The organism is Shewanella sp. NFH-SH190041 (genome assembly GCF_024363255.1).
Classification (GTDB): domain Bacteria; phylum Pseudomonadota; class Gammaproteobacteria; order Enterobacterales; family Shewanellaceae; genus Shewanella.
In genome coordinates this window covers 697,138-722,659 of sequence record NZ_AP026070.1, presented here as the reverse complement: position 1 = coordinate 722,659, position 25,522 = coordinate 697,138, and the positions used below count along the sequence as shown (strand labels likewise).

General features: G+C 46.4%; 29 protein-coding genes. 20 read left to right on the top strand and 9 right to left on the bottom strand.

Translation table 11 applies throughout. The features are described from left to right. Positions 1 to 170 precede the first annotated feature (170 nt). From NFHSH190041_RS03215 to NFHSH190041_RS03165, 11 genes are all read left to right on the top strand, one after another. On the top strand, positions 171 to 1,133 hold the full coding sequence (locus NFHSH190041_RS03215; RefSeq protein ID WP_261923876.1) for a calcium/sodium antiporter: 963 nt from the start codon (positions 171 to 173) through the stop codon (positions 1,131 to 1,133). Positions 1,134 to 1,160: 27 nt separating this feature from the next. Continuing rightward, positions 1,161 to 2,138 carry a KpsF/GutQ family sugar-phosphate isomerase gene (locus tag NFHSH190041_RS03210; protein WP_261923875.1) on the top strand — a complete coding sequence of 326 codons (978 nt, stop codon included), beginning with the start codon at positions 1,161 to 1,163 and terminating at the stop codon, positions 2,136 to 2,138. A gap of 1 nt (position 2,139) precedes the next feature. After that, on the top strand, positions 2,140 to 2,691 hold the full coding sequence (kdsC, locus tag NFHSH190041_RS03205) for a 3-deoxy-manno-octulosonate-8-phosphatase KdsC (RefSeq protein WP_261923874.1): 552 nt from the start codon (positions 2,140 to 2,142) through the stop codon (positions 2,689 to 2,691). Continuing rightward, positions 2,688 to 3,248, top strand: a complete 561-nt coding sequence (gene lptC / locus NFHSH190041_RS03200) for an LPS export ABC transporter periplasmic protein LptC (protein WP_261923873.1) — start codon at positions 2,688 to 2,690, stop codon at positions 3,246 to 3,248. The genes kdsC and lptC overlap by 4 nt, the downstream gene beginning before the upstream one ends. After that, positions 3,235 to 3,789 (top strand): lipopolysaccharide transport periplasmic protein LptA, encoded by a 555-nt coding sequence (gene lptA, locus NFHSH190041_RS03195; RefSeq protein ID WP_261923872.1) that lies wholly within the window; start codon positions 3,235 to 3,237, stop codon positions 3,787 to 3,789. The genes lptC and lptA overlap by 14 nt, the downstream gene beginning before the upstream one ends. Next, complete coding sequence (gene lptB / locus NFHSH190041_RS03190; protein WP_261923871.1) at positions 3,789 to 4,520, top strand: LPS export ABC transporter ATP-binding protein; 732 nt, start codon at positions 3,789 to 3,791, stop codon at positions 4,518 to 4,520. Before lptA ends, lptB begins: the two co-directional genes overlap by 1 nt. A gap of 109 nt (positions 4,521 to 4,629) precedes the next feature. Continuing rightward, the gene (locus NFHSH190041_RS03185) at positions 4,630 to 6,093 is read left to right on the top strand and encodes an RNA polymerase factor sigma-54 (RefSeq protein ID WP_261923870.1); all 1,464 of its coding nucleotides are present in this window, start codon (positions 4,630 to 4,632) and stop codon (positions 6,091 to 6,093) included. A gap of 29 nt (positions 6,094 to 6,122) precedes the next feature. Further along, positions 6,123 to 6,410, top strand: a complete 288-nt coding sequence (gene hpf, locus NFHSH190041_RS03180; RefSeq protein ID WP_261923869.1) for a ribosome hibernation promoting factor — start codon at positions 6,123 to 6,125, stop codon at positions 6,408 to 6,410. 2 nt (positions 6,411 to 6,412) lie between these two features. Beyond that, complete coding sequence (ptsN, locus tag NFHSH190041_RS03175; RefSeq protein WP_261923868.1) at positions 6,413 to 6,856, top strand: PTS IIA-like nitrogen regulatory protein PtsN; 444 nt, start codon at positions 6,413 to 6,415, stop codon at positions 6,854 to 6,856. Then, positions 6,853 to 7,704: an RNase adapter RapZ gene (gene rapZ / locus NFHSH190041_RS03170; RefSeq protein WP_261923867.1), complete on the top strand. Its 852-nt coding sequence runs from the start codon at positions 6,853 to 6,855 to the stop codon at positions 7,702 to 7,704. Before ptsN ends, rapZ begins: the two co-directional genes overlap by 4 nt. After that, the gene (locus NFHSH190041_RS03165) at positions 7,694 to 7,966 is read left to right on the top strand and encodes an HPr family phosphocarrier protein (protein ID WP_261923866.1); all 273 of its coding nucleotides are present in this window, start codon (positions 7,694 to 7,696) and stop codon (positions 7,964 to 7,966) included. The genes rapZ and NFHSH190041_RS03165 overlap by 11 nt, the downstream gene beginning before the upstream one ends. Before the next feature lie 98 nt (positions 7,967 to 8,064). Here the strand turns inward: NFHSH190041_RS03165 and NFHSH190041_RS03160 are convergent, their stop codons facing one another. Next, positions 8,065 to 8,733: an OmpA family protein gene (locus NFHSH190041_RS03160; RefSeq protein ID WP_261923865.1), complete on the bottom strand. Its 669-nt coding sequence runs from the start codon at positions 8,731 to 8,733 to the stop codon at positions 8,065 to 8,067. A 383-nt stretch (positions 8,734 to 9,116) separates the two neighbouring features. Between NFHSH190041_RS03160 and rarD the strand changes: the two genes are divergently transcribed. Beyond that, positions 9,117 to 10,022: an EamA family transporter RarD gene (gene rarD / locus NFHSH190041_RS03155; RefSeq protein ID WP_261923864.1), complete on the top strand. Its 906-nt coding sequence runs from the start codon at positions 9,117 to 9,119 to the stop codon at positions 10,020 to 10,022. A 47-nt stretch (positions 10,023 to 10,069) separates the two neighbouring features. Here the strand turns inward: rarD and mnmD are convergent, their stop codons facing one another. After that, positions 10,070 to 10,750, bottom strand: coding sequence for a tRNA (5-methylaminomethyl-2-thiouridine)(34)-methyltransferase MnmD (gene mnmD, locus NFHSH190041_RS03150; protein ID WP_261923863.1), 681 nt, complete (start codon positions 10,748 to 10,750; stop codon positions 10,070 to 10,072). 179 nt (positions 10,751 to 10,929) lie between these two features. Between mnmD and dmeF the strand changes: the two genes are divergently transcribed. Together dmeF and NFHSH190041_RS03140 are read left to right on the top strand one after the other, a co-directional pair. Then, complete coding sequence (gene dmeF / locus NFHSH190041_RS03145; protein ID WP_261923862.1) at positions 10,930 to 11,958, top strand: CDF family Co(II)/Ni(II) efflux transporter DmeF; 1,029 nt, start codon at positions 10,930 to 10,932, stop codon at positions 11,956 to 11,958. Further along, entirely contained in the window at positions 11,955 to 12,380 is a 426-nt protein-coding gene (locus tag NFHSH190041_RS03140; protein WP_261923861.1) for a MarR family winged helix-turn-helix transcriptional regulator, read from the top strand. Before dmeF ends, NFHSH190041_RS03140 begins: the two co-directional genes overlap by 4 nt. Before the next feature lie 92 nt (positions 12,381 to 12,472). Here the strand turns inward: NFHSH190041_RS03140 and NFHSH190041_RS03135 are convergent, their stop codons facing one another. Next, positions 12,473 to 13,195: a YebC/PmpR family DNA-binding transcriptional regulator gene (locus NFHSH190041_RS03135; RefSeq protein WP_261923860.1), complete on the bottom strand. Its 723-nt coding sequence runs from the start codon at positions 13,193 to 13,195 to the stop codon at positions 12,473 to 12,475. A gap of 414 nt (positions 13,196 to 13,609) precedes the next feature. Between NFHSH190041_RS03135 and NFHSH190041_RS03130 the strand changes: the two genes are divergently transcribed. From NFHSH190041_RS03130 to NFHSH190041_RS03115, 4 genes are all read left to right on the top strand, one after another. Then, the gene (locus tag NFHSH190041_RS03130) at positions 13,610 to 13,921 is read left to right on the top strand and encodes a cation diffusion facilitator family transporter (RefSeq protein WP_261923859.1); all 312 of its coding nucleotides are present in this window, start codon (positions 13,610 to 13,612) and stop codon (positions 13,919 to 13,921) included. Positions 13,922 to 14,165: 244 nt separating this feature from the next. Continuing rightward, positions 14,166 to 15,827: a sensor histidine kinase gene (locus tag NFHSH190041_RS03125; RefSeq protein WP_315972963.1), complete on the top strand. Its 1,662-nt coding sequence runs from the start codon at positions 14,166 to 14,168 to the stop codon at positions 15,825 to 15,827. Then, a complete protein-coding gene (locus NFHSH190041_RS03120; protein WP_261923858.1) occupies positions 15,821 to 16,543 on the top strand; it encodes a LytR/AlgR family response regulator transcription factor in 723 nt (240 codons plus the stop codon). The genes NFHSH190041_RS03125 and NFHSH190041_RS03120 overlap by 7 nt, the downstream gene beginning before the upstream one ends. Positions 16,544 to 16,692: 149 nt before the next feature. After that, on the top strand, positions 16,693 to 17,904 hold the full coding sequence (locus NFHSH190041_RS03115) for an MFS transporter (protein ID WP_261923857.1): 1,212 nt from the start codon (positions 16,693 to 16,695) through the stop codon (positions 17,902 to 17,904). A gap of 139 nt (positions 17,905 to 18,043) precedes the next feature. Here the strand turns inward: NFHSH190041_RS03115 and NFHSH190041_RS03110 are convergent, their stop codons facing one another. Beyond that, the gene (locus tag NFHSH190041_RS03110; RefSeq protein ID WP_261923856.1) at positions 18,044 to 18,400 is read right to left on the bottom strand and encodes a hypothetical protein; all 357 of its coding nucleotides are present in this window, start codon (positions 18,398 to 18,400) and stop codon (positions 18,044 to 18,046) included. Positions 18,401 to 18,601: 201 nt separating this feature from the next. Between NFHSH190041_RS03110 and NFHSH190041_RS03105 the strand changes: the two genes are divergently transcribed. Next, a complete protein-coding gene (locus tag NFHSH190041_RS03105) occupies positions 18,602 to 19,450 on the top strand; it encodes a patatin family protein (RefSeq protein ID WP_261923855.1) in 849 nt (282 codons plus the stop codon). Positions 19,451 to 19,453: 3 nt separating this feature from the next. Here NFHSH190041_RS03105 and NFHSH190041_RS03100 read toward each other — a convergent pair whose 3' ends face one another. The 5 genes from NFHSH190041_RS03100 to NFHSH190041_RS03075 all read right to left on the bottom strand — a co-directional run bounded on the left by NFHSH190041_RS03100 (position 19,454) and on the right by NFHSH190041_RS03075 (position 24,712). Next, on the bottom strand, positions 19,454 to 20,020 hold the full coding sequence (locus tag NFHSH190041_RS03100) for a LemA family protein (protein WP_261923854.1): 567 nt from the start codon (positions 20,018 to 20,020) through the stop codon (positions 19,454 to 19,456). Positions 20,021 to 20,026: 6 nt separating this feature from the next. Next, positions 20,027 to 21,310 carry a DUF3137 domain-containing protein gene (locus NFHSH190041_RS03095; RefSeq protein WP_261923853.1) on the bottom strand — a complete coding sequence of 428 codons (1,284 nt, stop codon included), beginning with the start codon at positions 21,308 to 21,310 and terminating at the stop codon, positions 20,027 to 20,029. A 1,148-nt stretch (positions 21,311 to 22,458) separates the two neighbouring features. Beyond that, entirely contained in the window at positions 22,459 to 23,184 is a 726-nt protein-coding gene (locus NFHSH190041_RS03085) for an amino acid ABC transporter ATP-binding protein (RefSeq protein ID WP_261923852.1), read from the bottom strand. Next, the gene (locus NFHSH190041_RS03080) at positions 23,177 to 23,854 is read right to left on the bottom strand and encodes an amino acid ABC transporter permease (protein WP_410010847.1); all 678 of its coding nucleotides are present in this window, start codon (positions 23,852 to 23,854) and stop codon (positions 23,177 to 23,179) included. The genes NFHSH190041_RS03085 and NFHSH190041_RS03080 overlap by 8 nt, the downstream gene beginning before the upstream one ends. A 132-nt stretch (positions 23,855 to 23,986) precedes the next feature. Beyond that, positions 23,987 to 24,712 carry a basic amino acid ABC transporter substrate-binding protein gene (locus NFHSH190041_RS03075; protein WP_261923851.1) on the bottom strand — a complete coding sequence of 242 codons (726 nt, stop codon included), beginning with the start codon at positions 24,710 to 24,712 and terminating at the stop codon, positions 23,987 to 23,989. Between the two features lie 373 nt (positions 24,713 to 25,085). Between NFHSH190041_RS03075 and NFHSH190041_RS03070 the strand changes: the two genes are divergently transcribed. After that, on the top strand, positions 25,086 to 25,337 hold the full coding sequence (locus NFHSH190041_RS03070; protein WP_261923850.1) for a DUF4282 domain-containing protein: 252 nt from the start codon (positions 25,086 to 25,088) through the stop codon (positions 25,335 to 25,337). Positions 25,338 to 25,522 lie beyond the last annotated feature (185 nt).

Genomic DNA, 25,522 nt, shown 5'->3' with positions numbered 1-25,522 from the left:
TTCTGATTGCGTATTCCTCAACCGGTTCAGGACACCGGTACGAAGCGTGAAATTGTACGTAATCAAACCACTATAAACAACACAATCAACACTCTGGGACGGCAATACTTTCAATTTGCCCTGAATACGGCGAAAATGCGCCTCAGAACTCATAATAATTACCCCTCGTCATGTTGTTTAACATTTTCCTGTTGGTTGCTGGATTAGCCGTACTGGTATGGAGTGCGGATAAATTTGTCTACGGTGCAGCGGCATTCGCCCGCAATCTTGGCCTACCCCCTATGTTGATAGGGCTAACCATTGTTGCCATGGGCAGCAGCGCGCCGGAAATGTTTGTCGCCGCCAGTGCATCATTAAATGGCATGACAGATACAGCGATTGGTAATGTTTTGGGCTCAAATATTGCCAATATTACCCTGATACTCGGCGTTACCGCCCTGTTAGGTGCCATTGCCGTTAGCTCTCAGACGCTGATCCGTGAAATCCCTATTATGTTGGCGGCCACTATCCTTGCCGGTTATCTGCTCCATGACGGAGTATTGTCCCGGCTCGATGGCATACTGCTACTGGGCGTATTTATCTTGTTAATGGGATACTTTATTTGGCATGCCCTGACCAATAAACAGCAAGATGCCTTTGCTGATGAAACTGACAGTGAAGTTCCGCGGGATGTGCCCACTACAAGAGCCTTATTCTGGCTCGTTGTCGGTATTATTCTGCTGCCACTGTCAGCGGATTATATGGTGGACGGTGCTGTAGGTATCGCCCAAGCATTTGGTTTATCCGACTTAGTCATCGGCCTGACCATTATTGCTGTGGGCACCAGTTTGCCAGAATTAGCGGCATGCATCGCTGGTGTGTTGAAGAAAGAAGACGATCTGGCGATCGGCAATATTGTCGGTTCTAATCTGTTCAATATTCTTGCGGTATTGGCTATCCCAGGACTGCTGGCGCCCGGTACAATTGATGCCCAAGCCGGTAGCCGAGATTTTTATATGGTGCTGGCAACCAGCAGCTCGCTGGCGCTGTTAGTGCTGCTCAGTGGCAGAAGGCGGGAACTTAAACGCTGGCATGGGGCGTTATTACTTATCACTTTTGCCGCTTATCAATTCATGCTGTTTCAGTCAGTGTAATCACTGAAAACCCAGAGAGATCCTGAAATGAATGACAGACAACAGTTGCGCCAATGGGGGCGCAAAGTGATCGATACCGAAAAACATGCACTGGATAATCTTTATCAGTTTGTCGACAGCGAAGCATTTGCCGATGCCTGTGAAATGATGCTGGCCTGCAGTGGTAAAATTATCGTAATGGGCATGGGTAAATCAGGGCATGTCGGCAATAAAATTGCCGCTACACTGGCCAGCACCGGAACCCCTGCTTTTTTTGTTCATCCGGGTGAAGCAAGCCACGGCGATCTGGGGATGATTTCTGAAAATGACGTGGTTTTAGCCATTTCCAACTCAGGTGAATCCAGCGAAATACTTACTCTGATGCCGGTGATTAAACGACGAGGCATCAAGATGATCGCCATTACCGGTAAACCCGAATCCAATATGGCGCGTCACTCACAGTTACATCTTTGTATTCAGGTACCAGAAGAAGCTTGTCCGCTGGGATTGGCCCCGACCTCAAGCACCACGGCCACTTTGGTCATGGGCGATGCGCTGGCTGTGGCCCTATTACAGGCCAAAGGATTTACCCGGGATGATTTTGCCCTTTCCCACCCAGGAGGCAGTTTAGGACGCAAGCTGTTACTCAAAGTCAATGACATTATGCACTGTGGAGAGGAACTGCCTCTGGTACAGGATGATATCTGCATTACCGATGCCCTGTATGAAATTTCCCGCAAAGGGCTCGGCATGACCGCAGTAATTGATAATCAAGGGCAGCTTGCCGGTATTTTCACCGATGGAGACCTACGCCGGGTTATTGATGCCGAAGTCGACCTACGCAGCACACCAATAGCCCGAGTGATGACAAAAAATTGTGTTACTCTTGGCAGCAATGTACTGGCAGCCCAAGCGCTCAAAGTGATGGATGAAAAAAACATCAATGGACTTATCATCGTTGATGAACAAAAACACCCCGTCGGCGCGTTAAATATGCTGGATATGGTTAAAGCAGGAGTGATGTAACATGCAAAAACAGGGGTTCTATGGTCCTGTTGCCGCGGATGTCTGGCACAAGGCATCGAAAATTAAACTGCTGATCTGTGATGTGGATGGTGTCTTTTCTGATGGTCGCATCTACCTCAGTAACAGCGGAGAAGAATTAAAAGCATTTCATACCCGGGATGGGTATGGCATCCGTTCGCTACTGTCGACCGGATTTAATATCGCCATTATTACTGGTCGCCAATCTCAATTAGTGGAAAACCGTATGACCGCCTTGGGCGTGAGTGAGATTTTTCAGGGGGTGGATGACAAATTACAGCCTTTTACCGCGCTACTCACAAAGTATAATCTCCAACCAGAAGAAGTGGCCTATATCGGTGATGATATTGTTGATCTACCAGTGATGCGGAATGTCGGCCTCGCGGTTTGCGTCGCTGATGGACACCCTGCCGTCAAACAACATGCCCATTTAGTCACCTATACCAATGGGGGCTTTGGGGCCGTGCGTGAACTCGCCGACTTATTGCTCCAGAGCCAAAATAAGTTGGATGCCGCCCACGGGATGAGTGTATGAACCGGGTAACACTGGCTATTGTGTTATTTTTTTCCGTGGCGCTGGGCCTGTATTGGCAGGCCTATGTTAAAAAAAATGCAGCAGAAAACACTCCGCAAAGTCATGTTATTCAACCTGATTTCGTTGCAGACAACCTGACTTCAGTTAGCTTCAATGATGCCGGCGAAGTCGAAAGTCGGCTGTCTGCTGCACATATGGAGCATTTTGATGCATCCAATCAAACCACATTCACTCAACCTGTTTATTTGCTGTATCCCGCCAATGGACAGGCGCAGTGGCGCATTCAGGCCAGTGAAGCCACATTGGATAAAAACAGCAATAAAGTCGTGTTACAAAACAATGTTATCATTGACGCCATCAGTCCCAATGAGCCAATTCAGCACATTAGCACCAGCTATGTCAGCCTGAATTTAAAGACCATGGTGATGACATCTGATAAGGAAATTCATATACAAGGCAATGATTTCACTATCCGGGGACAAGGTCTGCATGCCGAACTAAACAAGCAGACCGTTGAATTATTACACGAGGTTACAGGAATTTATGAACCCGATTAAACCCATTATTGCGGCACTATTATGCACCCTAAGTTTCGGTGCTTTAGCCGCCATGGACGATTTAACCCAGGATGTTCATATCGATGCAGCAAGCCAATTTGCCGACATCAAAAATAAGCTGGTCGTCTATCATGGGCCTGTGGTTGTTACCCAAGGTAGCATCAAGATCAAGGCCAGCGAATTAAGTGCAGATCAGAAAAAAGGCATCACCATCTTAATTGCTCGGGGCAAACCTGCGACTTATTCGCAGCGGATGGATAATGGCAAACTGGCCACCGCCAGTGCCAAAGAGATCCAGTACAACATTAATAAACGCACTCTGACCCTGATCGGAGACGCTGCAATTGAACAAGATGGCAGCCAGGTAACCGCCGAGCGCATCGTATACGACATCCAGAAACAGCAAATGAAAGCTGAGGGCAGTAAAAACCCGGCAGACCGTGTTATCACCATTATCAAACCGGAAAACTTCCAGGACGATGGTAAAAAAGCACCGTCTCAAACGCCGACTCAACATCTTCAGCAAGAGCAGCAAAACTGATGACGCAACTAACTTTGAAAGCCGCGCATCTGGCAAAAAGCTATAAAAGTCGTAATGTGGTTAAAGACGTCAGTCTGGAAGTCAAAACCGGGCAGATCGTCGGTCTACTGGGGCCTAACGGGGCAGGTAAAACCACCACCTTTTATATGGTCGTTGGCTTGGTTAAGAGTGACCGGGGACAGATTTTTATCAATGATGAAGACCTGACACTGGATCCCATGCATATGCGGGCACGCAAAGGCATTGGTTACTTGCCTCAGGAAGCCAGTATTTTCCGTAAATTATCCGTACGGGACAATATTATGGCAGTACTGCAGACCCGCAAAGATCTCACCCGGGATCAGCGTGAAGAGCAGCTGGAGCATCTGTTAGAAGAGTTCAACATTACCCATATCCGTGATTCCATGGGGATGGCCCTATCCGGCGGGGAACGCCGCCGGGTTGAAATTGCCCGAGCATTAGCGGCAAATCCTAAATTTATTCTTTTAGATGAACCATTTGCCGGTGTAGACCCTATTTCAGTTATCGATATCAAAAAAATTATTGAGCAACTGAGGGATAGGGGCTTAGGCGTACTGATCACCGACCACAATGTGCGCGAAACCCTCGATGTCTGTGAACACGCCTACATTGTCAGTCACGGTAACTTGATTGCGGAAGGAACTCCTGCTGAGATTCTAGATAACCAACAGGTGCGCACAGTGTACTTAGGCGAACAATTCAGGCTATAGTTAGGTTTAACGCCTTCAGACATGGCGCTGAGCGGCTCTTATCAGGAACCTTTCCGCTGCTCACCAGTATTTTCCATCACAAATATTCTAAACAGGGATTTGCGGTTATATGAAAGCGTCACTCCAGCTCAAACTGGGTCAGCAGTTAACCATGACGCCTCAGTTGCAACAGGCGATCAGATTACTGCAACTTTCATCTCTCGAGCTACAACAAGAAATCCAGCAGGCATTGGATGCAAATCCGCTGCTGGAGATGGATGAAGAGCAATACGAAGCAGACACAAAAGAACAGGACGCCATATCAGACGAAGAACAATACCGTACCGAGACGCCGGATAGTTCAACTGTCGATACCGCTGATGCTGTCACTCAGGAGTCAATGCCCGACGAACTTCCCATGGATACCACTTGGGATGAAGTCTATACCGCTTCACCAGTATCCTCAGGTGCTGCTGGACGTGATGACGATATGCCATTTCAAGGGGAAACCAGTGAAGGGCTTTATGAACATCTGGAGTGGCAGAAGAACCTGACCCCATTTTCTGATAATGACAATGCTATTGCCACCGCCATTATTGAAGCCATTGATGAACGCGGCTATCTGACTCAAACCACAGCAGAGATTCTCGAAGCATTAGGCGATGATGAAACCGAGTTGGACGAAGTTGAGGCTGTTCTAAAACGTATTCAGCATTTTGATCCTATTGGCGTTGGTGCCCGGGATCTCAGTGAATGCTTGCTAATCCAATTAGCCCAGTTTCCCTCTGAAACGCCACATATCGACAACGCACGATTACTGATTAAAGATTATCTGGAGCTGATTGCCGGGCGGGATTTTCGCACTTTAATGCGCAAGACTAAACTGAAAGAAGATGACTTGCGCGATGCCATCAATTTAATCCAGCAACTTAATCCACGCCCTGGATTGCTGATCAGTCGAGAGTCCGACGAATATGTCATTCCCGATGTTTCTGTCAGTAAGAAAAATGGCCGTTGGGTTGTAGAGTTAAACCCTGATTGCATGCCAAAACTCAGTGTTAATCAGCAATATGCAGCAATTGCACGCAGCAGCAAAAATCAATCTGATAGTCAATTTATCCGAGGGCACCTACAAGAGGCTAAATGGTTTATCAAAAGTCTCGAGAGCCGCAATGATACCCTGTTAAAAGTGGCCAATTGTATTGTACAGTTTCAACAAGGCTTTTTTGAATTCGGCGACGAAGCCATGAAACCCATGGTACTCAATGATATTGCTGAAGCGGTGGAAATGCATGAATCCACGATTTCTCGGGTAACAACCCAAAAATACATGCACACCCCTCGGGGCATTTTTGAACTGAAATATTTTTTCTCTAGCCACGTCGGAACCGAAGATGGCGGAGAATGCTCTTCAACTGCCATCAGAGCCTTTATCAAAAAACTGGTGGCTGCAGAGAACCAGAAGAAGCCATTAAGCGACAGTAAAATGGCACAGCTTCTGGCCGAACAAGGAATAAACGTGGCAAGACGGACCATCGCAAAATATCGAGAAGCGATGTTAATCCCGCCTTCCAATCAACGTAAGAGTTTATAAAACCACTGGGACAATGGAGGTAGATATCTATGCAAATCAACCTGACGGGGCATCACATCGAGATCACCGACTCATTGCGTGAGTATGTAGAGAGCAAATTTACAAAGCTTGAACGCCATTTCGAACAGATCAATAATGTCCACGTTGTGCTGAATGTTGAGAAAATGCAACAGAAAGCAGAAGCAAAATTACACCTTAATGGCGGTGAGATTTTTGCCACATCCGAACACGCGGACATGTATGCCGCCATTGACACCCTGATAGATAAACTCGATCGTCAGGTCATTAAACACAAAGAGAAGTTGACTAAACACTAACGATGGAACTCAGTACCATCCTGCAGCCGGAATGCACGACCTGTGCCACTCCGGGCAGTAAGAAAAAGGTACTGGAGCTGATTAGCGACCTAGTCGCCGCCCAGTACCCCACCCTTTCCGCTCAGGAAGTCTTTGAAAGTCTTCTTGCAAGGGAAAAAATGGGGAGCACAGGTATAGGAAATGGTATTGCGATTCCCCATGGCCGTCTCGCTAACATAGAACAACCTATCGCCGTATTGGTGAAATGCACCGAGCCAATTCCTTTCGATGCCATAGATAATCAACCGGTGGATATTTTATTCGCCCTCTTGGTACCGGAAGCCCAATGTCAGGAGCACTTAGCCACACTCTCAGCAATGGCAGAGAAACTCAGCGATAAACAAATCGTAAAACAGTTACGTAAAACTCAGGATGAAACTGAACTTTACCAGGTGATTGCCGGATGAAACTCGTTATCGTCTCAGGCCGCAGCGGCTCAGGAAAATCTGTAGCGCTTCGGGTATTGGAAGACTTAGGTTATTACTGTGTTGATAACCTACCATTAGCTTTGATTGGCAGCTTGCTTGAACAGTTGAAAAATAGCAATGAACAAGTCGCTATCAGTGTTGATGTGCGCAATCTACCAGAGCAAGACAAACTGCTAGAGCAACAACTAAGCGGCTTGCCAAATAACATTGAGATTACCAGTTTTTACCTGTATTCGACCGATGAGGTTTTACTCAAGCGCTATAGTGAAACCCGTCGGCTACACCCTTTATCCAAAAATCAAGCATCACTGCAAGAAGCAATCAAACTTGAAGGACAGTTATTGGCACCACTGTCCAGCGTGATGGATCACTTTATCGATACCTCAAGTTTGAATATTTATGAACTCAGTGATCGCGTTCGACACATACTGTTAGGGCATGTAGAAAAAGAACTGGTGATCACCTTTGAATCATTTGGTTTTAAACATGGTATGCCCGCAGAAGCTGATTTTATGTTTGATGTGCGTTTTTTACCTAACCCACACTGGGAGCCTGAATTACGCCCATTTACCGGTCGAGATCAGCCTGTGCAAGAGTTTCTAAGCCGTCAACCACTGGTAAATAAATTTATCTGGCAAATCGAAAACTTACTCGAGACTTGGCTGCCCCATTTGGAGCGTAATAACCGCAGCTATCTCACTATTGCCATCGGTTGTACCGGGGGACAACATCGCTCCGTGTATATTGCCGAACAATTAGCCAAACGCTTTGCATCATGCCATCACTCAGTGCGTATCCGTCACAGAGAACTTGGCGATGAAGCTTGAGAAACAGATTACCATCTGTAATCAATTGGGGCTGCACGCTCGTGCAGCCACCAAATTAGCGGTGTTAGCCGGACAATTTCAAGCTGAAGTCACCCTCAGTTGCAATAATAAATCAGTCAGTGCTGCTAGTGTACTGGGCTTATTATTGCTGGAATCCAGCCAAGGTAAAGTGGTTACTCTTTCGGCCGAAGGTCAAGATGCCCCCGCAGCCATTGAAGCCATCTCCGCATTGATAGCTGCCAAGTTTGATGAACAATGCTAATAGCAAGTTCAGGCAGAATATTTCAACTCGCCCGTTACAAATAATTCCGCCCATAAAAAAGGCTGCATTAAGCAGCCTTTAAAATATTGACTCGCAGATTACTGTTGAATAGGTGTCAACACAATCTCAACCCGGCGGTTTTGTGCCCGACCCTGTTTGGTCTGATTAGACGCGATAGGATTTTTTTCACCCATACCTTGGGCGGTCAAACGCTTTGCAGCAACACCTAAATCAGTCAAATAACCACTCACTTCAGCAGCACGAACCTGTGACAGACGCAAATTGTAAGCAGCAGAACCAGTGCTATCAGTGTAACCTAGTACATTTAATGTTGTTTTAGGGTACTCTTTCGCAACCAGAGCAACAGAGTTCAATACTCGCTTAGCCGGAGTGCTCAGATGTGCCTGATCAACACCAAAGGTCACTTCATTAGGCATATTCAGGGTGATATTATTACCGTGACGGGTCACGCTAACACCAGTAGATTTCAGCTGTTCTCTTAACTTCGCTTCCTGCACATCCATGTAGTAGCCGATACCACCGCCCAGAGCAGCGCCAGATGCAGCACCAATCAAAATGCCCTTGCCTCGATCACCCTTACTGGATGATACAGCACCAATGGCTGCACCGGCCAGAGCACCAATGATAGAACCATTAGTGGATTTGGCGGACTGCTGTTCATTGGTGTATGGATTCACTGTACTACAACCTGTTACCAGGCTCAGAGTCAGGGGAATTGCCACCATCAGTGACAGTCTTTTCGTCATGGTCATAAACCGGACCTCATTAAAAAATTAGCGAATCATACCCACCGTTGGCAGGTAGAAAGTGGCACACAGTATAGAGCCGGAAATCAGACAGGCAATAATTTCAATGGTTTTTGCATAAATTTCAACCCTTAGTCGCTATAACTGCTGCCTTTCTCAGCAACTTACACTGGTGTACAGTGATAGAGCAGAACAACTTACAAGGTAATGACCACATATTAAAGATATATCACCCTGTGGGTAAAATCAGGCCATAAACAGTTTCTCACCAGCTGTCACGCTGACAAATAACAAAAAAAAATGTTAAATTAATCCGTCACACTCTTCTTGCCTCTGAGCTTCAGTGAGATAATAAATCAAAACACAAACCACTTTTTATCCCTATGAAAACCACGACTCAGGGTAATTTGCTGGCAGCCTTTTCTTTTGTGCTGTGGGGCATCTTACCTTTGTATTATCAGTTTCTGCCCGATGCGGATATCAATGAACTACTGGCATACCGAATTTTATTTTCTGTCCCCTTTATGTTTCTAATGCTGTCATTATTGGGGCGACGATTCGATGTGAAAGCCATTATGGCTGACAGACGATCTTTATTTATAGCGCTTATCGCCAGTTTAATAATGTGTATTTCTTGGTATACCTTTACTTGGGCTATGACCCATGGTGATGTGTTGGCGGCTAGTCTGGGATTTTTTATCAATCCCCTGTTTGCTATTTCACTTGGCGTGATTTTTCTTAAAGATAAACTCAGTCATGCTCAGGGAATTGCAGTACTGCTGGCTATCATCGGCATAGCCTATCAGGTGCATGTTATTGGCCAATTGCCCTGGCTGGCATTAGTGATGGGGGGATTTTTTGCCTTTTATGGTCTGACCAAAAAGTTTATCCGCTATGATCCTCTGGTAGCCGTCACAGTGGAAGCTATCTGGCTGGCGCCACTAGCATTGATCTATCTGGTATATCTGACGCTTTCCGGCCAAAGTATGGCGATGGCCGGCAATTGGCAGGGAGTATTACTCTATATCGGCTCAGCACCTGTTACTCTGGCACCTTTGGTGTTCTTTGCCATGGCCATCCCTTATACCACACTGACCAATATTGGCTTAATGCAGTATATTGAGCCATCCCTGCAATTTTTACTGGCAGTGATCCTGTTTGGCGAAGCCTTTGATCAAACCAAACTTATCAGCTTTTCCCTGATCTGGTTAGGCTTGTTGCTCTGCACTCTGGAAATCTTGCCCTGGTACAGACGCTACCGGTATCGCCATCGTCATCATGCCCACTAGCGGCTTGCCCCGTCATATTCTGCCGGGGCTGCCTGAGATGCCCGGTGCTATTTCCAGGCCCGGGTCATCTCCCGCTTGCCTAATGCCCCGGGATAGGGTTTAACACTAAATCCAGCAGCCTTTAAATCCCGTTTAAACTGCCCGTTAGCGCAGTAGGATACCAACATACCGCCACTTTGCAGCAGGGCGAAGCATTTACGGAAATTATCCAGCGCCCATACATCCGGCTGCTTGCTCGGCGCAAACGCATCATAAAAAATCAGATTAACGGAATCAGTTTGCCCCTGAAAATCTTCCAGTCGTCCATGCACTTTACGCAATATAAAGCCTGGCAATACTTCCACATCTTGATCCCAAGGCGCTTGATGCAGCGCATCAAATATCGGAGCAGCATCTTCAGGCAGTAACGCCTTATAATTCAACCCGTCGATAAGTTCCTGCGCCAACGGAAAAGGTTCAATGGTGGTATAACGTACTTTGATATGTTGTACCCGGGAAAATTCACGGGTCCGCAGCAGAGTCATCAATGCATTTAAGCCAGTACCAAAGCCCACTTCTAAAATAGACAGCTCCTGGGTTTGCTCCAACATGGCATCCATTCCAGCATGGATAAACACATAGCGGGACTCAGCCAACGCGCCTTTATGACTATGGTAAGTTTCATTAATTTCAGCATTAAATAGGGTATGGGAGCCATCCCCGGTCAATTGCAGTTCCACGTGATTCATGCTCACAACTCTCATTTTTTGCAGAGCCGAGAATTATACCTCACAGAGATCTGGATGCGAGTACTGCCAATCTCAGTGATGCCATCACGACAAAAACTCAGTGCTTGCTATTTTTATTCGAAAACCAAATAATTCGATACACAAGTATTTTGAGTTTCAAACAATAATAACGGATCACCATGCACACTGAACCCCAAACCGCCCGACACCCTATCAACCGCTGGCAACATCCTCACCGATTTTCAGCCATCAATCACACAGGTGAGCGCAACACTAAGCTAGTCCTCATACTCACGTTAGTCACCATGGTGGCAGAAATTACCACAGGTAGCCTATATGGCTCGATGGCGTTATTAGCTGATGGTTGGCATATGGGTACCCATGCCGCCGCATTCCTGCTGACACTGTTTACTTACTATTACGCCAGAAAACACGCAGATAACCCAGCATTTGCATTCGGGACGGGGAAAGTCAGTGTATTAGGCGGCTATACCAGTGCCATCTTATTAGGTCTGGTCGCGTTGTTTATGTTGGGGGAGTCCGCCATCCGCCTGCTTTCACCGGCGCAGATACATTATGATCAATCCATTCTGGTGGCGATTATCGGCCTGAGCATCAATCTCCTCAGTGCTTGGCTACTAAAAGATCATCACCATGAACATAGCCATCACCATACTCATCAACATATACCTAAGCAGACAGATACGCCGAAAAACCATCATGCACATGAGCATCAGCATCATCAGCCACAACATCACCATGATCACAACCTAACGGCAGCTTATATGCATGTACTGGCTGATGCCCTCACTTCAGTACTGGCGATAGCGGCACTGTTACTGGCAAAATATGCAGGGCTTAACTGGCTAGATCCGCTAATGGGAATTGTCGGTGCCATTATTATTGGCCGCTGGGCATGGGGACTTATCCGCCAAACTAGCCCAGTACTGCTAGATGCCGACCCAGATTTAGCAAAACAGCAGCTTATCCGCCAACGGCTGGCTCCATTAGCGGATCACGGCATCGCAGATCTGCACCTGTGGCGACTCAACGCGGATCAATATGCCCTGATGTTGTCGCTGGTTAGCCATCAGCCTAAATCCAGCGACGCTTACCGGCAACTGCTGACAGATTTACCCTGGCTTGCCCACATCACCATTGAAACCCATACCTGTGAGCCAGCACACTGCCCCGGAGGCACATTTTGACCACAACACAGACAGATGCGGCCCTGAACCATGCCATCATAGAGTTTTATGACAAACTCTCGTCATGGGAACATGCCATTGTCAGGGATTTAGGTATCAGCCTTGCCCATATCCATACCTTGGAAACCCTTGGTTTTCATGGTGCGATGCGGATGAAAGAATTAGCAGAAAAAATTGGCGTCACCACAGGTACGTTAACGGTACAGATTGAAAAACTGGTCAGTACGGGCTTAGTTAAACGTCAGCCTCACGCCAGCGACCGGCGCTCCATTTTAGTCACCCTCACCGATGAAGGTCATCGATTGTTTCAGCAACACAGTGACCATCACAGTGAGCTGACCCAGGAGCTAACCGCAGATTTTTCCTCCGCAGAATGCCAGCAACTGCTGGCACTTTTTCAACGGATGAATCAGCACTTTTAAGCCCTGAAGCATACCCACACTTGCGTCAGTTAAAAGCTAAATAGTAGAAATAAAAAAACCGCCCTTAGGCGGTTTTTTTATCACAGGCAAAATTATTCATTAATTTCTGCGTTGTGATAAACCTTCTGTACATCATCACAGTCTTCCAGTGCGGCGATGAACTTATCGAACACCTCCACATCTTCACCGCTGACTTCAGTCATTGTCTGTGGCACAAAAGAAATTTCTTCCATTTCAAAATGGATATCAGGCATCGCATCAACCAGCGCGGTACGTGCATTGTTGAATTCAGTGATAGGTGCAAATACGGAAATCATACCGTCTTCCAGCTCCACATCAGTCACATCAACATCCGCCATCATCAGCAATTCCAGAATGGCTTCATCATCATCGCCCTTGAAGACGAAAACAGCCTGATGATCAAACATATGACCAACAGTACCTGGACCACCCAGCTTGGCATCGTTTTTCACGAATGCCTGACGCACTTCAGTGAAGGTACGCTTCACATTGTCGGTCAGACAGTCAACGATAACCATACAGTTACCAGGACCGAAGCCCTCATAACGGGCTACTTCGTAATCTTCACCGCCGCCGCCCTTGGCTTTTTCAATGGCACGCTCAATCACGTGAGCTGGTACCTGCTCCTTCTTTGCACGATCGATCATACGACGCAGTGCCAGGTTGCCTTCAGGCTCTACCCCACCGTTTTTGGCGCAAACGTAGAGCTCTTTACCATAGCGAGAATACAGGCGGGTCTTCTGACCGGCTGTTTTTGCCATGGATTCTTTGCGGTTTTGATACGCTCTTCCCATATCTGTCTCTGACTAGTCTCTAGGTCAAAATTAAGCGGTGATTTTAACAGCTTTAAGGCAGAAAAAGCGAATTACCCCACCAGCAGCCCGACTGTGCTCTGTGTCACTATCGGTAAATTTCCAGCAAAAAAGCACTCTGAATGTATTTTTTTTCACCAGCGCTGTGCCGCAACGAAGCACAGCATCCCACCGTCAAGATCACCAGATTAACCCGTTACCGGGCTGAAAATGCAACAGCGAAAAATATAAATAAACAAATAAATCATATTGTTACACTGAAAAGTATGAAGCTATAACCTGCTGACAAATGAGGGATATTTCATTTCACCAAGGATTTTTAGGTGATCTGCGTCACATTTTTATTTACCCGGTGCGCTAACGTAGAAAACAGGAACAATTACAAGGTATTAGAAAATGCATAAAACTCACGACGGACAACACAAACAAACTTGCCACGGTGTACAACACACTGCTGAATTTGAGCACGATAAAATGGAACGCCGCTACGATGACGGTCATGAACATAAACATGATAAAGACCATCACGATATGCGTGACCATGAAAAAAGCCATCCACATACTCAGCACGGTGGCGATCCTGAAGGCCATAAACATCCAGTTCAGACCCATGAACGTCATGAGCATGACGAACATAAACACCATAAGGTCAAAGAGCACGATCACAAAGAACACAGCCGGGAACATCATAAAACAGCCCATCATTAAATCTGCTGTACCCTGCATAACCGCGGGCCGGGTAACGTCCGGCCTGGCGGCTGCAAATCATCTTACTCCTCACTGACATTTATTTTCTTCCGCACTGGATACCGCCAACATCATTGGCAGCCGTGCAGCTCTCTGCATGAATACAGCCAAGTCATCAATATATATGCAGCATTCACCCGTTAAGACAGGCGTTATATAAGTAACTCAGCGTATAATGCAGCAATACCCCCCTGTCGGAGTTTCTGTGTATACCGAACAGTTCACTATGCTGTTGGCCGTATTTGAACGGGCAGCTATGATGCTGATGACCCTGTTTCTACTGACTCACAACCGCAAATTTCAGCATATCTTCAAAAAACAGCACCGCCGACCACTGGAAACCGCCATGATTTCCATGCTGTTTATTTTCTTTGCAATTTTCAGTACCTATACAGGTATTAAAGTCGATGGCAGTTTGGTCAATGTGCGGATTATTGCCATTTTGTCCGGCGGCATTATTTTTGGCCCCTGGGTGGGCATTCCAGCCGGAGTATTATCAGGGCTACACAGATACCTGATTGATATTGATGGCCCAACCTCCTTACCCTGTTTAATTACCAGTGTCACTGCTGGTCTACTTGCAACCTTGATCCACTTTCGCTGCCATAAACAGGACTATGTCCGTTACGGCATTATGGCCGGTATGTTCTGTGAATGTCTGACCATGGCGCTTATCTTGCTGCTAGGGCGGGATCAAGCGCTGGCACTGGAGATTGTCCGTCATATTGCTCTGCCGATGATACTTGGCACTCTCAGTATCGGTCTGATCATCAAGCTGGTACAAAATCTGGATGATGAAAAAGATTTAGTAGCCGCCAGACAAGCTAAACAGGCACTGGATATCGCCAATAAAACCCTGCCCTATTTCCGCCAGAATAACCGCGCGGCCCTTAACCGGGTTTGCAGTATTATTCGCAGTGAAACTCATGCCGATGCCGTCTCCATTACCGATACTCGGGATGTACTTGCCTATGTCGGGGTGGGAGAGGAAAACTTCCTCGACGCTTACCATAAGATCAGCAATATGACCCGCAGAGCGGTGGAAACCGGTGAGCAAATCATCAGTAACAACCTCAATATTCATGATTTTCATTCGTTGCTGATTATCCCGCTGCGGGAAAACGGCACTGTCACCGGTACCCTGAAAATCTTTTACCGTGAGCCGGATAAAGTTCGCGCAGCACTTAAAGAGATGGCTATCGGTCTGTCGCAATTGATCTCCACCCAAATGGAAGTGTCCCGGGTTGATCAGCTCAAAGACATGGCGGCCAAAGCAGAATTTTCGGCTCTACAGGCCAAAATCAATCCACATTTCCTGTTCAATGCCCTTAATGCCATCTCCACCCTAGTGCGGATCAACCCCGGTCGAGCCCGGGAATTGATCGCCAATCTGGCTGATTTTATGCGTTATAGCCTACAACGGGATGATGACCTGATTGATATTCAAGAAGAATTGAAACAGGTACATGATTATGTCGCCATTGAGCAGGCCCGATTTGGCGATAAACTGACGGTGATTTTCGATATTGATCCTGTCCACCCCCGTATCCCTACCTTACTGATCCAACCATTAGTGGAAAATGCCATTATCCATGGTATCCAAAAGGCACGGGGGCCGGGACAAGTCACTATTCAGGTAAAACAACAGGAGCAACAGATAAAAATCACCATCCGGGATACCGGGGTCGGGATCAGTGATGAAGTGCTGGCGAAACTGCAGCAAGGTACGATGGAAAGCAACCATATCGGGCTGCAAAATGTCCACCGCCGCCTGATAATGCTCTATGGCGAGGGCTTGCATATTAAGCAACTCAGTCAAGGCACTGAAATCAGTTTTTATGTCAATAAGGAGCAGGAATCATGCTAAAAGCCATGATAGTGGAAGATGAATATCTGGCGAGGGAGGAGCTGGCTTATCTCATTGGCAAACACGGTAATATTGATATTGTCGCCAGCTTTGATGATGGGCTGGAAGCCTTTAAATACCTGCAAAACCATAGTGTTGATATTGTGTTTCTCGACATTCAGATCCCATCGATTGATGGCATGCTGCTGGCACGCAATATCCATCAATTTCGTCAACCACCGCGCATTGTCTTCACCACGGCATACAAGGAATTTGCCGTTGATGCTTTTGAGCTGGAAGCCTTTGATTATCTCCTTAAGCCGATCAGCGAAAGTCGCATTAACAGCCTATTGGATAAACTGACAGCCTCTGCCGAGCCACAAGCTGCGATACAGACGAGCGCGCCGCCACTGCAGCTCAATCTGCAACGGGATGGCCGCATCCATATCACCCCTGTTACACAGCTTTGCTACGCGCAGGCAGATGAAAAGATTACCCGAGTCTTTACCGCGGCAGGTGAATTCACCCTGCCACTCACCATCAGTGAACTGACTGAACGCCTGCCCGCCAATGATTTTTTTCGCTGTCACCGCTCTTACTGTGTGCAACTGGCACAAATCCGCGAAATCATTCCGTGGGTTAACTCAACTTATCTGCTGAAACTAAAAGATGTGCCCGGGGAGATCCCGGTCAGCCGCTCTAATTTAAAAACCTTTCGCGAGTTGATGCAGTTGTAATTCATGCCGGCATATTGCATTTCATGCCTCCAAGCTGCATCTCATTTTATAATCCCGTAACCCCCTTGTAGCAGCGCATACAGGGGGTATGGTGGGTGCCATGAGGACGTCGAAAGACGCCGTTTGTATTCACTCCCAAGGAGTTTACTATGGCTACCCAGTTATCCAACCGCAGCCGCATGCTCACCCTCATCGGCACAGTGATCACCCAGTTTGCCCTGGGTTCCGTTTACACCTGGAGCTTATTTAATGCCCAATTGGCTGACAAGCTGGAGCAACCCGTCAGTAAAGTGGCCTTCTCCTTCGGGATCATGAGCTTGGCACTGGCGGTGGCGTCATCGCTATCCGGCAAAATGCAAGAAAGGTTTGGCGTTCGTAAAGTGACCATGGCCGCCGGGGTACTGTTAGGTGCCAGTTTGCTACTGACCGCTCACGCTTCAAATCTGATGCTACTGTATGTGTTTGCCGGTCTACTGATCGGGTTTGCTGACGGTACCGGCTATCTGATGACCCTATCTAACTGTGTAAAACTGTTCCCCAACCGTAAAGGGCTGGTTTCAGCCTGTGCTATCGGAGCATATGGTTTAGGTAGCTTGGGCTTTAAATATATCAATATGTATCTGCTGACCCACACAGGGCTGGAACATGCCTTTGATATCTGGGGACTGATTGCCATGGGTATGGTGATCTTCGGTGGGATGCTGATGCAAGATGCACCAGTGCAGCAAGCCCAGAGCAATGCCACCAGCAGTAACCGTGATTACACCTTGGCAGAAGCCGTTCGCCAACCACAGTTCTGGATGCTGGCACTGGTATTCCTGACCGTCTGTATGAGTGGCCTATATGTTATCGGGGTAGCCAAAGATATCGGCCAAAGTTATGTCCACCTGTCAGTTGCCAGTGCAGCATCTGCCGTGGCTGTGATTGCCGTTGCCAACTTAAGTGGCCGTCTGGTACTTGGGGTACTGTCCGATAAAATCGCCCGTACCAAAGTGCTGGCTATCGCTCTGGCCGTTTGTCTAGTCGGTGTTTGCGCCTTGTTGTTCGCCCACCTTAACGCGCTCAGTTTCTATGCGGCAATTGGCTGTGTCGCCTTCTGTTTCGGTGGCACCATTACCGTATTCCCATCACTGGTCAGTGATTTCTTCGGCCTGAATAACCTGACTAAAAACTATGGTCTGATTTACCTGAACTTTGGTTTTGGCAGCTTTATCGGCTCGATTGTTGCCTCACTGTTCGGCGGCTTCAGCGCCACCTTCTACCTGATGCTAGCTTTGCTGATTGTTTCTATGGCCATTATTCTGACCATACGCATGCCTGGCACTGAATCTGCCCGCGGTGCCAAACTGTCTCAGGCATAAATCCACAGTGCATTTATCTAACTGACCATTCCGAGCTTTTCGTCAGTTAACAGCAATAAAAAAGACCGCTTAACAGCGGTCTTTTTTATTGCTAAAGCAAAAGCCTCAACTGTTTGTATTTCACACCTACAGCAGTCAATCAGAAGCCTGCATCCTTAGCACAGCGTTGCAACGCCGGACCAAAATACTGATTAAACACACCATAATTATTTTGATAAGTGCGGTAATCCACATGCCGCTGACTTTCATGTAAAGCACAAGCACAAATACGAGTCCGCTCTTTATCTGAGTTTTGCGCAATGACGGCATTACCTGCATGGGCACAGCCATAAATCACATCCAGCTCTTGATACAAGGGATAGCGATTTTCATGAAAAAAAGTCTGACTGCACCAGTGGGCAGCATATGCTCCCAGCACAAATGCAACCAGCAGCAAGATAAGACCGGTTTTATGCCGTGACAAATAACCGGCAACAAATTGTTTTACTTTGGACAATTGCCATTTCCCCAGAAAAAAGATGCGCTGTTATACCATATTCTGCATAACCTCTGCCGCCTCACCTCCCGTTACAGAAAATATTGTTCCACTGACAAACCAAGATATATAAAAGATAAAATTGACAAGAGCCGACATATAGGCACAAACCAACAGGCAAGATACAATCTTTATCAATGTGTCTATAACCCAGTCTGACAGATGGAAAATATCGGCCCCTCAGCCCTGATTGTAGAAGGTGGCGCCATGCGCGGCGTCTACTCCTGCGGCATACTGGATTACTTTCTGGATCATGACTTTAGCCCCTTTGACAGTTTCTGGGGCGTCTCAGCCGGCGCCAGCAACCTAGCGGCCTTTCTGGCTAAAATGCCACGCCGTAACCGGCAGATTTACACTGACTATAGTTGTCGGGGCAACTTTATAACCCCATGGCAATTTCTGCGCGGTGGCAATCTGATGGATCTGGACTGGATGTGGCAGATCACCTTGCATGAACTGGGGATGGATATCGAGGCGTTGCAAGCTGAAAAACGGCCTTTTTTCCTCGGGGTAACACATAGGCAAAGTGGGCAAGCGGAATATCACTGCCCGACAGTCGACAGGCTAATTGACACCATGAAAGCCTCCAGCGCCGTACCAATAGTCTATCGTAATGGCGTCACACTGGCCGGACAAGACTATGTTGATGGCGGGGTCAGTGATGCGATTCCTGTCGCAGAGGCTATCCGCCGCGGCGCAACACAAATTATGGTGCTACGCAGCCGCCCAGCCGATTACCGAAAATCAGCAACCCCTTGTCCTTGTCTGTTCCAAGCCATGATGAAGGAGACCCCGGCCTTAATACCATTAATGCTTACCCGCCATAGCAGATATAACCAAACGCTGGCATTAATGGCATCTCCTCCACAGGGGGTACGCATTATACAAATTTACCCGCCAACGGACCTTCACATCAAACGGCTAGGCAATACCCCTGCCAGCATGGAAAACGCTTATCAAACAGGCTATCGAGCCGGTGCAGCCGCAATCGCACGCTGGCAACAGGGATAACCGTTACATATTAGGTTGATAGTCAAACTCAGTTTGAGCTTGGGCATCAGTAAAACTGTGGATCCTGCGTTTATGGGCCAATACATTGTTTACCAGGACTCCGGGAAACGTTTCAATGGCATTATTAAAATCTTCCACATTGGCATTAAAAATACGGATTGCCGCACCAATTTGTTCTTGTTGTTCCGAAATTTCAGCCATTAACGACATATAAACTTCAGATGCTTTTAAATCCGGGTAAGCCTCCACGGTCATCTGCAGCCCCTGAAGCACATGAGCGGTTTGCTGTTCTGCGCGGCTGAGCGCATCCGCATCGATCTCGCTCCCCATCTGTCCCAGAGTTTGACGCAACGCAGTAACCCGAGTTAGCACTTCGTTTTCATGCCCTTGATAACCCGCAACTAATTTCTCAATATGAGGAATAATATTATTCTTTTGCCGCTCCTGACTCAGTACCGAAGCCCAAGCCCGGTCTACCGCATTAAAACGGCTAATAATACCGTTATAGCTAACAATGGTGCCGACGATCAGCAAGCCAAACAAAACCAGTACAATCATACCTGTAGTCATCTATTTTTACTCATCATGGGATGCCGTCTTAACGGCAAAATTATTATCACAAAAACGTTTCATCTCATGCACGGTATCAAGCAAGGCTGACAACAAAGCAAAATCTGTGTGGCCGGCAATTTCTGCGGCAAATTCAGTTGGATTTTTCAAACTATGCTGACGTTTAGCCTGTAGCAGATCATTATCCACGGCCAAACATAATCGACCGGCACCATTTATTTGCAACACCATAGAACGAAAATACTGCCCTAGCTGTGTCAATCTTTCTTCCAACACCGGAGATAACAGCCGGGCCGCCTCATTCAAATTTGCTGTATAGACAGTAAAGATATGATTAAAGTCATTACTGCTGCCGCGGTAACGTTTTCCTTTAGGGCTGATATCAGCACACGCTTTCAAACACAAATTGGTACGATAGGGAAAATCCAACACTATGCCATAACGGTAATAATCACGCCGTTGTGTCCGACTGGTTTCATTCCCCTCACTGTCTTTAGTCGTAACTGTCTTTTTCACCACATAATGGAATTTATACAGTTGATAATCAAAATGATGACAACGTCCTTGATATTGACCATGGTACAGGGCACAAATTTCCCGGACATCATTACCCCGTTCAAAATCAACAAAATCTGCTGCTAGCGCCTGATATAAATCAGCATAATGCTCATTACCAACCGGGGTTAATTGATTATTAAGCAGTGCATCCCGGATAAAAATTTGCTGAGAAACAGCATCACGCCAGCCTAGCCGCTGCATTAACCAGAATAATACCCCACCACCTAACAGAAAATTATGCGCAGCCATACCTAACAAAGGACCTGGAATAGGTAATAAATTGCCAATAAAAGCAAAATACCCCTGCCAATAAAAATGTTGCCACATAGGAAGCAAGCCAATTCCAGCCCCAGCAATCAGCCATATCGCCCGTTGCAACCACCCACGGCCCGGTAGTGGAGGAACCAAATGATGATCGGCCAACCAACACCCTAGCGTAAGCAACACCAATGCCGGGTACCAGTAACCACTGCTTTCAAGCAGCCTATTACCCAGGGATAACCAAAATGGTGACAAGCTATTGCCCCAACCACCACACCAAAGCGCCACAATGCCCAGTAGGATAGATAGCCCGCAAAAACACCAATATGGCTTATCACGATAATCCAACGGTTCTTTGGTTGTTGCTATCTGCTCAATCAGAGCAACCAGCTCATCCTGAGAGCAACAGTCATCAACCTGCTGTCGGATCCGGGCAATATTTTTAGCCACCCGAGCGTTATAAGACATCATCTTTTATGGCTCCCTTGGATTTTTCCTGCAGTCATGCCGTGACTCAGACCACCTATGACACCTGCAGAAATACTTTGTTATGTAAAACGACCCTTGGATAGCATTTACATAATGCCTTACACAATAATCGCTAAAATCAGGCAGATATCACTTCCGCAGTGCAATAAATACTCAATATACCTAGGGTCTGTTGACGTTTCGTGATTAAATTTTGTTCGAGATAAAAGCGTTTTAATCGCGACGAGTGGTTTGTCGTCTAGTTATGCTAAGCAAGAACCACTCAACAAAGCGTAAAACACTTTTAGCCGAACCCTGCGGGCAGCGTTTGAGGCACCTTTCTACGGCGTTATCGGCTTATCAGGTAGCGCACTAGCTATCAAAGCCTCTGCCTTGTATAAAGAACCCTCAAATCGCTGCAAAAACAAACTTGAAAGGTCAACAAACCCTAGACAGATGCCCCAACAGACTTACCCGAGTTAAGAACAATAAAACAGCACCTAAACAATAAACTCCGCATTAAATACACAGTATTAGTCATCTCAAGCCTGAGTTTTGACCTGTTTAGGGTCGAATCGGCTTTATTCGGGGGAAAAGCGTAAAATGACCTGTATTTCCAGGCAACGAGTAGGATCTGTTGACCTTTCGCTGTTAAATTTTGTTTGAGATAAAAGCGTTTTAATCGCAGCGAGTGGGCGGCGTTTGAGATGCCTTTCTACTGCATTATCGGCTTATCAAGCAGCACAACACTACCTAATCAAAACCTCTGCCTTGTATAAAGCATCCTCAATTCGCTGCAAAAACAAATTTGAAAGGTCAAAAGACGCTGACTAAAGAGCGCAATCGGGTGCGGGATGAAAAAGAGGCTTGCAAGGTATCAAAGAAGGTCATATTGCCGAAATAACATAAAAAATATCAATGAGTCAGAGCTTGATGCCCTTCAATAGCACAGGCGTGAGCAAGATACTGACAATAAAATTAACCCTACAATAATTAAGCGCCAGTCGCAGGTCTTCGCATACTGGCGCTTAACGATTTTTCTATGCCTTCACCTTAAATAACTCATCAAGGTCAATTATCAAGTTCCGTAAGGAGCCGTCACATCAGCAAAAAGCTCAACGCCAACTATAAAACTATGAATACCTATAAATTTAGCGCAGCACTTTACTAAGAAATGAACGGGTTCTTTTATGGTTTGGTGCAGTAAAAATCTGCTCCGGCGCGCCACTTTCCACCACCTCGCCACCATCAATAAATAACACTCGGTCAGACACTTCCCTTGCAAACCCCATTTCATGGGTCACAATCACCATGGTCATCCCCTTCTGCGCCAATGACTTCATCACATCCAGTACATCACCAACCATTTCCGGATCCAACGCCGAAGTAGGCTCATCAAATAACATCAGCTCCGGTTCCATCGCCAATGCCCGAGCAATCGCCACCCGCTGTTTCTGCCCACCGGATAAGCTGGATGGATATACCGAGGCCTTATCTGCTAATCCCACTTGTGCCAACAAAGTCAGGGCTTTTTCATCTGCCTCAGTTTGACTCATAAGACCCAACTTTACCGGTGCTAAGGTAATATTTTGCTGCACTGTCTTATGGGGAAACAGGTTAAAATTTTGAAATACCATTCCCACTTTACGCCGCAACTTATCAATATTGGCTCCCGGAGCCGTAATGGCTTCCCCATCAATATCAATTTCGCCACTGCTCGGGGTTTCCAGCAGATTAAGGCAACGCAGGAAAGTACTTTTACCACTACCAGATGGTCCTATCACACTGACCACTTCCCCGGCATTAATATGTTCGCTGATACCTTTAAGTACCTCGACATCACCATAATTTTTATGCAAATCCCGGATATCAATCACTTTGTTTCAGCCTCTTTTCAAATCTGGACAACAGCAGGGTAAAGCTATAGGTCAGCAACAGATATATCACTGCACAGGTAAACAGGGGCACCACATCTTCAAAAGTTCTGCTACGGATAATCTCACCAGCCCGCATTAAATCAACCCCACCGATAAAGCCAATAACGGCCGTCTCTTTCAGCAGTACAATAAATTCGTTACCTAATGCCGGCAGAATATTTTTCACCGCTTGCGGCAAAATGACCTCTTTCATTGCCTGCCCCTGTGACAGACCTAGCGATCTGGCCGCCTCCAACTGCCCCTTATCCACAGCTTGGATCCCAGCACGGATAATTTCCGAGATATACGCACCGCTATTGAGCCCAAACGCAATCACCGCAGCGGTAATTTTGTCTACATCGAGTGCTGATAGCACGATGAAGTAAAGAATGACCAACTGCACGACAACGGGTGTACCGCGGATCACACTGACATAAATATGGGCAGGCCAAGTCAAATACCAACGACCAGACATTTTCATCAGCGTGGTGCAAATCCCCAGCACAGCGCCGAGGATAACGGCAAAAAAGGTCACGAACAAAGTAACTTTTAAGCCATTTAAAATCAGCAATATGCCAATCATTCCATCGTCACCGATGGGGGTAAATAATGAATCAATAATGGCGTGCATAATCCACTTCTCTTTTCTGTATCAGTTAGGCTAGGCCGCATAATCTGCCTAGAGCCTATTCACTTGTTATGATGAAATTTTGTTCGGGACAAAAGCATGTTAATCGCGGCTTATCAGCCCCTAGAGAAGTCGTTATTTCATATATTTATCTAACAGGGTATCTAACTGCCCATCGGCCTGCATTTTGGCCAGCGAAGCATCGACTTGCCGCACTAATGCATCATTCCCTTTGGCCATAGCCAGGCCATAATATTCCGGCTTAAAATCCATTTGTTGCATTTTCAATTGGCGATTTTTTGCCAGATGATGAGCCGCTGGCGCACTGTCAAACAACACCAGATCTACCCGGCCATTTTTCAGCTCCATCAATGCTTCAAAACCAGAATTAAACGCCACCACTTGCTGGCTAAAATCCTTAGCCATTACATCGCCCGTGGTGCCCAATTGCACCGCAATTTTTTTATCTTTTAGATCAGAAATCTGTGTAATACGGTTATCGTCTTTGCGGGTAATCACCACCTGAGTAGCTTCATAGTATGGCGTCGAAAAACTGACCGTTTTTTCCCGCTCAGGGGTAATCGTCATGCCCGCAGCAATCATATCGATTTTACCGCTGTTTAATGCCACGATCAGGGCATCAAAATTCATATTCTCCACCCTTAATGTCTTCCCCGCATCCTTCGCAATCTGGCGGGCAATATCAATATCAAACCCTTTCACTTCATCCCCGCCGGTCCCCCCCATATATTCGAATGGCGGGAAGGTCGCGTTAGTACCAACGACCAATTCATTCGCTTGTTTACCGCAACCTGACAAACACACTAAAGCGAGGCTCAATACTGTAATGATTTTTTTCATAATCTGCTCTGTGAATTCGGAATAATCTCTCTGTCGGCGACTATAAACCCACACAAAAAGCACTGTCAATATAAATTCACTTTAAGTGCATTTTTAATCATCGCGAAAGTATCGACCTATACAACTCTCAAGAATGTCTATTAAGTCATGGTTAAATTAATGAAACGTAAATCTCAATAGAGCAAAAATTGTATGAATATTCAGTAATCATTGCGGTAATGCTGTGTTACACCGAGATTACGCAAACGCGTAGATAAGCCATCATTTGAACAAAGTAACTCATTTTGCGGTAATTTTGACTGCAGTCACCTATCCATTTGAAACAATAAGTTAATATACGTATCACTAAACAATGTATTTGATTGAGCCCTTGGTGAATATAAATCTAAAATCTATTTTCTTTTTTAATGCCATGCTGACCCCAAAATTGATCATCGCTATCTATTGGCTATTGCTAGCGATAACAGTGATTGGCGGGATCAGTCAGTTATTCCATAATTTTTTCTATGGCATAGGTGCTATCATCGGCGGCAGTATCATTGCCAGAATCTGGTGTGAACTGATGATTGTGCTATTCAAAATTAATGAAAACCTACAAAAAATAGCCGACAAAAACGTAGAGTAATCTTACCTAACGGCTTGGGCCATCCACTATGTGATGGCCAATTCCTCCCCCAACGCTCCCACTTGCCAAGTGGAAAAATAGGCTTTCCCCCAAGCCATCAACAGAAACACAAGTACAAACGTCACTAGAGTGATTTTCGTGTTAATCAGAAATCAAAGTTAAACCCGAGAATAAAATTTATATAA

What these genes read in the sequence shown, in the direction of transcription:
- NFHSH190041_RS03120 (WP_261923858.1), top strand. Translation starts at nt 15,821, where the DNA reads ATGCTAAAAGCCATGATAGTGGAAGATGAATATCTGGCGAGGGAGGAG.
- NFHSH190041_RS03135 (WP_261923860.1), bottom strand. Translation starts at nt 13,195, where the DNA reads ATGGGAAGAGCGTATCAAAACCGCAAAGAATCCATGGCAAAAACAGCC.
- kdsC (WP_261923874.1), top strand. Translation starts at nt 2,140, where the DNA reads ATGCAAAAACAGGGGTTCTATGGTCCTGTTGCCGCGGATGTCTGGCAC.
- NFHSH190041_RS03095 (WP_261923853.1), bottom strand. Translation starts at nt 21,310, where the DNA reads ATGATGTCTTATAACGCTCGGGTGGCTAAAAATATTGCCCGGATCCGA.
- lptB (WP_261923871.1), top strand. Translation starts at nt 3,789, where the DNA reads ATGACGCAACTAACTTTGAAAGCCGCGCATCTGGCAAAAAGCTATAAA.
- NFHSH190041_RS03215 (WP_261923876.1), top strand. Translation starts at nt 171, where the DNA reads ATGTTGTTTAACATTTTCCTGTTGGTTGCTGGATTAGCCGTACTGGTA.
- lptA (WP_261923872.1), top strand. Translation starts at nt 3,235, where the DNA reads ATGAACCCGATTAAACCCATTATTGCGGCACTATTATGCACCCTAAGT.
- ptsN (WP_261923868.1), top strand. Translation starts at nt 6,413, where the DNA reads ATGGAACTCAGTACCATCCTGCAGCCGGAATGCACGACCTGTGCCACT.
- NFHSH190041_RS03115 (WP_261923857.1), top strand. Translation starts at nt 16,693, where the DNA reads ATGGCTACCCAGTTATCCAACCGCAGCCGCATGCTCACCCTCATCGGC.
- mnmD (WP_261923863.1), bottom strand. Translation starts at nt 10,750, where the DNA reads ATGAATCACGTGGAACTGCAATTGACCGGGGATGGCTCCCATACCCTA.
- rarD (WP_261923864.1), top strand. Translation starts at nt 9,117, where the DNA reads ATGAAAACCACGACTCAGGGTAATTTGCTGGCAGCCTTTTCTTTTGTG.
- NFHSH190041_RS03185 (WP_261923870.1), top strand. Translation starts at nt 4,630, where the DNA reads ATGAAAGCGTCACTCCAGCTCAAACTGGGTCAGCAGTTAACCATGACG.
- hpf (WP_261923869.1), top strand. Translation starts at nt 6,123, where the DNA reads ATGCAAATCAACCTGACGGGGCATCACATCGAGATCACCGACTCATTG.
- NFHSH190041_RS03210 (WP_261923875.1), top strand. Translation starts at nt 1,161, where the DNA reads ATGAATGACAGACAACAGTTGCGCCAATGGGGGCGCAAAGTGATCGAT.
- dmeF (WP_261923862.1), top strand. Translation starts at nt 10,930, where the DNA reads ATGCACACTGAACCCCAAACCGCCCGACACCCTATCAACCGCTGGCAA.
- NFHSH190041_RS03100 (WP_261923854.1), bottom strand. Translation starts at nt 20,020, where the DNA reads ATGACTACAGGTATGATTGTACTGGTTTTGTTTGGCTTGCTGATCGTC.
- NFHSH190041_RS03105 (WP_261923855.1), top strand. Translation starts at nt 18,602, where the DNA reads ATGGAAAATATCGGCCCCTCAGCCCTGATTGTAGAAGGTGGCGCCATG.
- NFHSH190041_RS03130 (WP_261923859.1), top strand. Translation starts at nt 13,610, where the DNA reads ATGCATAAAACTCACGACGGACAACACAAACAAACTTGCCACGGTGTA.
- NFHSH190041_RS03075 (WP_261923851.1), bottom strand. Translation starts at nt 24,712, where the DNA reads ATGAAAAAAATCATTACAGTATTGAGCCTCGCTTTAGTGTGTTTGTCA.
- NFHSH190041_RS03080 (WP_410010847.1), bottom strand. Translation starts at nt 23,854, where the DNA reads ATGCACGCCATTATTGATTCATTATTTACCCCCATCGGTGACGATGGA.
- lptC (WP_261923873.1), top strand. Translation starts at nt 2,688, where the DNA reads ATGAACCGGGTAACACTGGCTATTGTGTTATTTTTTTCCGTGGCGCTG.
- NFHSH190041_RS03160 (WP_261923865.1), bottom strand. Translation starts at nt 8,733, where the DNA reads ATGACGAAAAGACTGTCACTGATGGTGGCAATTCCCCTGACTCTGAGC.
- NFHSH190041_RS03165 (WP_261923866.1), top strand. Translation starts at nt 7,694, where the DNA reads ATGAAGCTTGAGAAACAGATTACCATCTGTAATCAATTGGGGCTGCAC.
- rapZ (WP_261923867.1), top strand. Translation starts at nt 6,853, where the DNA reads ATGAAACTCGTTATCGTCTCAGGCCGCAGCGGCTCAGGAAAATCTGTA.